This is a genomic window from Desulfobacula sp. (assembly GCF_021107415.1).
The window spans coordinates 1-3093 of record NZ_JAIOSW010000402.1 but is presented as its reverse complement, the minus strand read 5'-3'; the positions used below and the strand labels follow the sequence as shown (position 1 = coordinate 3093).

Annotated in this window: 3 protein-coding genes and 1 pseudogene; all 4 read left to right on the top strand. The window is 44.6% G+C overall.

Annotation, left to right across the window (positions count from 1 at the left end; translation table 11 throughout):
- Positions 1-276 (top strand): annotated as a pseudogene (locus K8S13_RS20420) (ABC transporter substrate-binding protein); the annotation flags it as partial.
- A gap of 83 nt (positions 277-359) precedes the next feature.
- On the top strand, positions 360-1370 hold the full coding sequence (locus tag K8S13_RS20415) for an ABC transporter permease subunit (protein WP_291465494.1): 1011 nt from the start codon (positions 360-362) through the stop codon (positions 1368-1370).
- A gap of 9 nt (positions 1371-1379) precedes the next feature.
- Entirely contained in the window at positions 1380-2279 is a 900-nt protein-coding gene (gene dppC / locus K8S13_RS20410) for a dipeptide ABC transporter permease DppC (protein ID WP_291465491.1), read from the top strand.
- A 23-nt stretch (positions 2280-2302) separates the two neighbouring features.
- Positions 2303-3093: ABC transporter ATP-binding protein (locus tag K8S13_RS20405; protein WP_291465489.1), on the top strand; the 791-nt coding region annotated here is incomplete at its 3' end.

Here is a 3093-nt window from a genome sequence, read left to right as displayed (position 1 = left end):
CTTGCCGTTCTTTTAGGCTGCGATGCAGTGGGCGCCTCCAATAGAGCGCAATGGTGCTACAAACCTTTTGATGATCTTCTCATGAAGGCAAAACAGGTTTCAGACATTGCAGAAAGAACAAAACTCTATGAAGAAGCCCAGGTTATCTTCAAAGAACAGGCTCCCTGGGTAACCATTGCCCATTCAATTGTTTATAAACCCATGAGTAAAAAAGTAGTTGATTTTAAAATTGATCCTTTTGGCGGACACATTTTTTATGGTGTAGACCTTAAATAATTAAAGGATCTATTTAATGAGTAATGGCGGTACAGCACACCTTTGTTGTACCGCCCCTTTTATATTAAGAATGTGATTCCATCATGATTCGATTTTTTTTAAGAAGATTTTTTAATATTTTTCCTGCTTTTATCGGTGTAACCCTTCTGACTTTTTCCCTTATTCATTTGATTCCCGGTGATCCGGTTGAGCTTCGTGCCGGAGAGCGCGGGATTGACCCTGCAAGGCATGCAGCCATGAAAGCGGAAATGGGTCTGGATAAACCACTTTACGTGCAATATTTCAGATATATCGGTGGTGTTTTCAAAGGGGATCTGGGCAGGTCGTTTGTAACGAAAAAACCCGTCTTTAAAGAGTTCTTAACCCTTTTTCCCGCCACACTTGAGCTTTCCTTCTGTGCCATGATTTTTGCAGTGTTATTAGGACTGCCGGCAGGCATTATCGCAGGGGTCAAAAGGGGGACTGTTTTTGACCATACGGTCATGGGAGCTTCTCTGACAGGCTATTCCATGCCCATTTTCTGGTGGGGGCTTTTAATGATCCTGTTTTTTTCAGTCCATCTGGGATGGACACCTGTATCAGGCAGGATATCAGCCCTTCTATGGATTGATGCTGACACTGGTTTTATGCTCATTGATGCCTTCCGCTCTGATGAACCCGGCGCCTTTAAATCCGCGTTGAGCCATTTGATTCTGCCATCCATTGTTCTTGGAACCATCCCTCTGGCAGTGTTCGCAAGGATGACACGGTCCTCCATGCTTGAAGTTTTAAATGAAGACTATGTCAGAACTGCTAAAGCCAAGGGCCTGTCTCCAGGACGTGTTATAATGGTACATGCTTTGAGAAATGCAATGATACCGGTTATTACGGTTATCGGTCTTCAAACCGGTGTTCTTCTTGCCGGTGCAATTTTAACCGAAACGATTTTTGCCTGGCCCGGAGTGGGAAAATGGATTCTTGAATCCATAAACCGGCGTGATTACCCGTCCATTCAGGGAGGAATTCTTATTATTGCCACATTAATCATTTTTGTAAATCTAGGGGTGGATATTCTTTATGGAATTATTAATCCCCGTATTCGTTACACCCGTTAGGAATTCAAGATGAGTGAAACTACAATAATAACCCGGAACAATGCAGTACCGCCCCATCCATTAAAGGAATTCTGGAAATATTTCAGCGAGAACAAGGGTGCGGTTATTGGGTTATTCTTTATTATATTTGCGATTCTGGTCGCAATTTTTGCAGATTTTATAGCGCCTCATAATCCGTTTGAACAATACCGGGATGCCTTTTTGCAGCCGCCCATCTGGATGGATGGCGGAAACAGCAGATTTATCCTTGGTACCGATGATGTGGGAAGAGATATTCTTTCAAGGCTGATCCACGGTTCAAGATTAAGCCTTTTTGTGGGGGTTATTGTTGTCACCATTTCCCTTGCAGTCGGTATTATTCTCGGCCTGACTTCCGGTTATATCGGCGGGTATTATGAAACCATTATCATGAGGTTAATGGACATTATCCTTGCCCTGCCAAGTCTTTTGCTGGCTCTGGCCATTGTGGCCATACTGGGTCCCAGCCTGCAAAATGCCATTTTAGCCATCGCCATTGTTGTGCTGCCCCACTATGTCAGGCTGACAAGGGCATCAGTGATTGCAGAAAAAAGCAAGGATTATGTGACCGCATCAAAAGTCTGCGGCTCAGGACCTTTAAGAATGATGTTTGCAGTATTGCTTCCAAATTGCATGGCTCCTCTTATTGTCCAGGCAACCCTGGGGTTTTCAACTGCTATTCTTGATGCAGCCGCCCTGGGGTTTTTGGGCATAGGTGCCCAGCCGCCAACCCCTGAATGGGGGGCAATGCTGGCCAATGCATTGCAATTTATTCAAAGGGCCTGGTGGGTAGTGACCTTCCCCGGACTTGCCATCCTTTTAACAGTGCTTGCCTTTAACCTGGCAGGTGACGGACTCAGGGACGCTCTTGATCCGAAAATGAAGCGATAAAAAATATTATTTAAGAAGAAATTATGAATCAAATATTAGAAATAAATAATCTCTCTGTCGACTTTGACGGATTCAAGGCAGTGGATGGTGTTGATCTGTCTCTGGGCCAGGGAAAAATCCTGGGGATTGTTGGAGAATCAGGGTCGGGAAAGAGTGTGACCCAGCTTGCTCTGATGGGATTGATTCCATACCCCGGGATCATTGAAGCGGATAAGCTGGTTTTCAAGAGTCAAGACCTGTTGAACATGTCAAAAAAGAAGAAACGCAAGATCACCGGAAAAAAGATTGCCATGATTTTTCAGGAACCCATGACAAGCCTCAACCCCTGTTTTACTGTTGAGTTTCAGTTGACAGAGACTTTAAAAATTCATGAGGGCGGATCAAAAAAACAACGACGGCAGAGGGCCATTGAATTATTAAACCAGGTTGGTATTCCAGCGGCGGAAGAGCGGTTGAAAACTTTTCCCCATCAGTTATCAGGAGGAATCAGCCAGCGGGTCATGATTGCCATGGCCATTGCCTGTAATCCAACCCTGCTTATTGCAGACGAACCCACGACTGCCCTGGACGTGACCATTCAGGCCCAGATTCTTGATCTTTTGATTGACCTTCAAAAAAAGAATAACATGGCTCTGATCCTTATCACCCATGATATGGCAGTCATTGCTGAAACCGTTGAAGATGTGATCGTTATGTATGCCGGTCAGGTGGTGGAAAAAAACAGTGCGAATAATATTTTTACATCTCCCAGACACCCTTATACCGAGGCCTTATTAGGCTCCTTGCCTGAACGTAATGTTGGCTCTGAAAGACT